Annotated in this window: 4 protein-coding genes and 1 pseudogene; all 5 read left to right on the top strand. The window is 47.2% G+C overall.

Annotated elements, in window-relative coordinates; genetic code table 11:
* The first annotated feature begins 613 nt into the window (after positions 1-613).
* Entirely contained in the window at positions 614-1294 is a 681-nt protein-coding gene (locus Q0095_RS02820; protein ID WP_291937725.1) for a F0F1 ATP synthase subunit A, read from the top strand.
* Positions 1284-1508, top strand: a complete 225-nt coding sequence (locus tag Q0095_RS02815) for a hypothetical protein (protein ID WP_297881163.1) — start codon at positions 1284-1286, stop codon at positions 1506-1508. The genes Q0095_RS02820 and Q0095_RS02815 overlap by 11 nt, the downstream gene beginning before the upstream one ends.
* A 113-nt stretch (positions 1509-1621) precedes the next feature.
* A complete protein-coding gene (gene gatB / locus Q0095_RS02810) occupies positions 1622-3043 on the top strand; it encodes an Asp-tRNA(Asn)/Glu-tRNA(Gln) amidotransferase subunit GatB (protein ID WP_297881160.1) in 1422 nt (473 codons plus the stop codon).
* Positions 3044-4017: 974 nt separating this feature from the next.
* A complete protein-coding gene (locus tag Q0095_RS02805; protein WP_297881166.1) occupies positions 4018-4911 on the top strand; it encodes an NAD(P)H-dependent glycerol-3-phosphate dehydrogenase in 894 nt (297 codons plus the stop codon).
* A 195-nt stretch (positions 4912-5106) separates the two neighbouring features.
* Positions 5107-5184, top strand: a pseudogene (locus tag Q0095_RS10225) (KxYKxGKxW signal peptide domain-containing protein); the annotation flags it as partial.
* Position 5185: the final 1 nt, after the last annotated feature.

Below are 5185 nucleotides of genomic sequence, written 5' to 3'. Positions count from 1 at the left end.
ATTTTAAGGTTGATCAAAAAGCTAAAACAATTATATTGGAAAGTGAATATAGTAAGACTAAAATTACTTATCAAATTTCTGGTGGGGTATTAACAATTAAAGATGTAAGTGATTCTGGCAGGAGTAATTCCGACATCTATATAAATTTTATAAAATTTTAGCAATCGGGTCTTGAGTTTGCTAAATTTTAACTATGATTTTTTGGGCTGAGCGTGATTCTTGGAATTCTTGGAATTTATCGCGGTGCCGTCGCGGTAGAATTTTATTGTATTTTTTGTATTCGTAAACGTAAATTTTACCGCACAGCCGGCTTAGGGCTTCTCTGTATACGCTAGATTAAATTCTATTTTGCAAAAATAGCGAATTGGCAGTGTAGCCGTAAATTTCGTGCTTACTAGCAAAAATTTTTTCATTCGCTGTAAATATGGAGCTAAATGCCAAAAAAACGCAAAATTCCCGCAGAAATGGTGTGCAAGCTAGACGAAAGTGCTAGGCAAGTAAGCGGTGTGAGAACTCGCAAAGCTCAAAATTTCACTCGCTAGCGCAAATTTAAATATACTTTAACGAATAGAAGTGTAAAATACGCCTCAAATTTTAACGATCAAGGGTTTTTATGCTAAAAGACATCTTCCTTTTCGGCGGTTTAATTTCTTACGACCACACTTTTATCTACCTTTTTTACTTCTTTTTGGTCGTCGCTATCATCGTAGCCGTCGCGCTTTGCTCCACTCGCTCGCTTCAGCTTGTGCCACATGGCATGCAAAACATCGCCGAAGCCTACCTAAGCGGCGTACTAACGATCGGTAAGGACGCGATGGGTAGTGAGGAACAAGCCAAAAAATATCTTCCGCTAATCGCAACATTGGGATTTGTGATATTTTTTAGTAACGTTATAGGCTTGGTGCCGGGCTTTGAGTCGCCGAGCGCGAGTTTAAATTTAACCCTTTCGCTTACGCTTTGCGTTTGGTTGTACTACCATTTTGAGGGCGTTCGCGAGCATGGCGTGATCAACTACCTAAAGCACTTTATGGGGCCGGTGAAAATCCTAGCTCCGTTTATGTTCGTCATAGAGATCGTCTCGCATTTTTCGCGCGTCGTATCGCTTTCTTTCCGACTTTTTGGAAACATCAAAGGCGACGATACCTTCCTGCTCGTTATGCTTACTCTCGCTCCTGCACTAATACCGATGGTACCGTTTGCGCTGCTTACTTTTATGGCGATTTTGCAGACTTTTATTTTCATGGTTTTAAGCTACGTTTATCTAGCGGGCGCCGTGATCGTCGATGAGCATTAATTTTAAGCGAAATTTATTATACTTCCTCGTGGGTGCGTCGTTCGGATTGATTTTCGTCGGCGCATTCGTCTTTTTTGCCTATCCGTCATTTTATTTTTTGGGGTTAAAATTCCTCTTCATCTGCACCGCTCCGGGCGTGATATGCGTAATCATCACCTGCTTGATGGTTGATGTTTTCGATCTGAAAGAAAAGCTCCTTAGCGGCGGCGAATAGAAATCTATCCGATTAAATTTTAAAATTTAGCCGCGCCGCGCGCCGCTACAAGCGAGTATTAAAGCAAAAGATTGTAAAATTACGCGAAATTTTTATTCTAAAAGGTTAAGTTTATGTTTGAAACCGTGATCGGCCTGGAGGTACACTGCCAGCTAAATACCAAAACCAAAATTTTCTGCTCCTGCCCCACGAGCTTCGGCGATGAGGCGAATTCTCACGTCTGCCCGACCTGCCTGGCGCTTCCGGGCGCTCTTCCCGTGCTAAACGAGGAGGCGGTTAAAAAAGCCATCAGCTTCGGTACCGCCGTCAATGCGACGATCAATCGCAAGTCAGTATTCGACCGCAAAAACTACTTCTATCCCGACCTTCCCAAGGCGTATCAAATTTCGCAGTGGACGATCCCGATCGTCGAGCACGGCGAGCTTTTTATAGCTGCGGAGGGACAGAGTAAGCGCATCGGCATCACGCGCGCGCACCTGGAGGAGGACGCGGGCAAAAATAACCACGAAAGCTCGCGAAGCCTAGTCGATCTAAATCGCGCCGGTACGCCGCTTTTGGAGATCGTAAGCGAGCCTGATATGCGCTCTGCGGACGAGGCGGTCGCGTATCTAAAAAAACTCCACAGCATTTTGCGCTTTTTAAATATCAGCGACGCGAATATGCAAGAGGGCTCGTTTCGCTGCGACGTAAACGTCAGTATCCGTCCGCAAGGCGAGCAAAAGCTCTACACGCGCGTGGAGATTAAAAATTTAAACTCCTTTAAATTTATCCAAAAGGCGATCGAGTTCGAGATCGAGCGTCAGATCGAAGCGTGGCAGGATGGCAAATATGAGCAAGAGGTCGTGCAAGAAACGCGCCTTTTCGACACCGCTAAGTTTATCACCAAACCGATGCGTAGTAAAGAAGACAGCGCCGAGTATCGCTATTTCCCAGATCCCGACCTGCTAACCGTGATCGTGGATGACGAGATGCTAGCTGCTGCGCAGCATATCCCCGAGCTGCCAGATCAGAAAAAGGCCCGCTACGTCCGCGAGCTGGGCGTTAAAGAGAAGGATGCCGAGATCATAATCTCGACCTACGAAAACGCGCGATTTTTTGAGGATCTGATCGCGGCGGGGCACGAGCCCAAACTCTGCGTCAGCTGGCTTACCGTCGAGCTTGCGGGCAGGCTCAAAAACGGCGTTACGATCGAGGATTCGCCAGTAAACAGTGCGAAGATGAACGAGCTTTTAAGCGCGATCGAAGGCGGCGCAGTGTCGCAAAAGGCCGCCAAAGAGGTGCTTGATTATCTAATGGAGCACGACGAGGCCGTAAGCTCAGTCATCGACAAGCTAGGCTTGAGGCAGGTAAGCGACGACGGCGCGATTTTGGAGATCATAGCGCGCGTGATGAGTGAAAACGAGGAGAAGGTCGCGGACTATCGCGGCGGCAAGGACAAGCTATTCGGCTTCTTCGTAGGTCAAGTGATGAAAGAGGGCAAGGGCGCGTTTAACCCCGCGAAGGTGAACCAGCTTTTAAAACAGAAGCTGGGCTGATTTCGCAGCTTTTGCGGCGAATTAATGCGGCGCGGCGTATGCGATAGATAAAGCCCTTAGGGATAAAATTTTAAATCTGCTCGCAGCGTTTTGCTTCGAGCTAAAGCTTTCACGCGCCAATGACGAAGGCTTTTACGTGTTATAATTTTATTCGGCGCGATCTCGGCGGCTACCTGCTCTCCTCGCGCACGTTTTGTTCTTTTGAGTTCGTTTTTTCTCGTGCGGGCTGTTTGCATCAAGTGTCGGTCTGCGACGGAGGGGTTTAAGAAGCGCGTCCGTTAGGAATTTTACTTACGGCTATCGTCAAAGTGCGGCAAAGCTCTCAGGGAATGCGTAAAATTACTCTGCCTGAGGGAGCAAAAACGGCAACTCGGGTGCGCGGATAGGATCGAATACGCAGGGTCGAATTTGAGTGGTGAGTCGATGTGTAGGCTAAATTTAATCAATCGCTGCGTCGGATGCGCGTGCCCCAAACCTTGCGCCAAACGATAACGTGGCGAGCGACCGCAGATCATCTAGGCCCAAAGCACGCCTTGATAGATTTAAGTGGGTTTAAAAGCGCGATTTGCGATCGGGCGTCTGAGTAAAATTTTTAAAAATTTGATTTGCCTTGGCGATGCGTGAGTGAAATTTAAAACGTATAATGGAGTTTCAAAATCCTCATTCGTTCACTGCCGCGCTTTTTGTGAAAGTGTTTTTGACGGAAGAGCAAAACCTTAAAAGTATGAAATTTTAGCGAGGTAAATTTTAAAAAAGCGAAGTTTTGGCTGAGTAAATTTCAAAAGCGCAAAATTTTAATGAGACGAAATTTTGACGAGATGAAATTTCAAAAAGCGAATTTTAAAGCGTGGCTTTGGCTAGCATTTGTGCAGGCTCATGTCGGCGCTTTTGGGCTAATTTTTCAAAGAGCGTGAATTTCAAGAGAATGAAATTTAAAAAACCGCAAATTTGCGAATAAATTTTTAAAAAGGAACATAATGAAAATCGCGGTTATCGGCGCGGGCAAATGGGGTAGCGCACTTTTTGACACGCTTAGCGCAAAAAACGAATGCGTCATCACTTCGCGCACGCCAAGACAAATTCCGCATTTTGTAAGCGTGAGCGAGGCACTGGAGTGCGAAGCGCTCGTTTTTGCGCTCGCGGCACAACAAACCGCGCAGTGGCTGGATCAAAATTTCACCTACAAAAATCAAAAAATTCTAGTCGCTTCCAAGGGTATCGACGCGGCTAGCGGTAGGTTTTTGAACGAAATTTTTGAAGCGTATGTCGCGCGCGGCAATCTTGCTTATCTATCAGGCCCGTCGTTTGCCACCGAAGTCATGCAAAAGCTGCCTTGCGCGCTCGTCGTAAGCTCGTGTAACGAAAATCTAGCCGAACTTTTCGCAAGCGCTTTCCCTGCCTACATCAAGACCTACACTAGTGGCGATATCATTGGCGCAGAGGTGTGTGGCGCGTATAAAAACGTCATTGCCATCGCTAGCGGCGTTTGCGATGGACTTGAGCTCGGAAATAACGCTAGAGCGAGCCTGATCGCGCGCGGCATCGTAGAGATCGCGCGCTTTGGCAAGTTTTTCGGCGCGCGCGACGAGACCTTTTTGGGCTTAAGCGGCGTGGGCGATCTGTTTTTGACCGCCTCGAGCGCGCTATCGCGAAACTACCGCGTGGGATTAGGACTTGCGCGCGGCAAAGGGCTCGAAGAAATTCTGCGCGAGTTGGGCGAGGTCGCCGAGGGCGTGGCTACGACCGAAGCGGTCGTAAATATCGCGACAAAGCACAAGATCTACGCTCCGATCGCTACCGAAGTCGCGCAAATTCTGCGTGGCAAGGATGTAAGGGCGAGTCTAAAGGATCTGCTGCGCAAAAAATGAGCCGTACGATGGAATTCTCTCGCTAAATTTTAGTGGCGGATTCGACTTACATAGGTTTTGATTTAGCCGCTATGCTTGTGGAATTTAGTTGCTGGTTTGCGGATTTTAGTCGGTGTTTGTTTGGACCTGTTTACGCGGCTTTGATTTGAAATTTTGCTTTAAGCTTGAGTGCTAAATTTTAAAATGAGGTCGTAAAATTTTAAAACATTTAAGGTGGGTCGCAGGTGGTTGACGGCTGAGAGTGGAGCAGATTGCTCGTCTGCGACCGGGTAGG

Origin of the sequence: uncultured Campylobacter sp. (genome assembly GCF_938045535.1) — a bacterium.
Taxonomy (GTDB): Bacteria; Campylobacterota; Campylobacteria; order Campylobacterales; family Campylobacteraceae; genus Campylobacter_B.
Note: the sequence above shows the minus strand (reverse complement) of the source record. Positions and strands in the feature narration are given on the sequence as shown.

What these genes read in the sequence shown, in the direction of transcription:
- Q0095_RS02820 (WP_291937725.1), top strand. Translation starts at nt 614, where the DNA reads ATGCTAAAAGACATCTTCCTTTTCGGCGGTTTAATTTCTTACGACCAC.
- Q0095_RS02815 (WP_297881163.1), top strand. Translation starts at nt 1,284, where the DNA reads ATGAGCATTAATTTTAAGCGAAATTTATTATACTTCCTCGTGGGTGCG.
- gatB (WP_297881160.1), top strand. Translation starts at nt 1,622, where the DNA reads ATGTTTGAAACCGTGATCGGCCTGGAGGTACACTGCCAGCTAAATACC.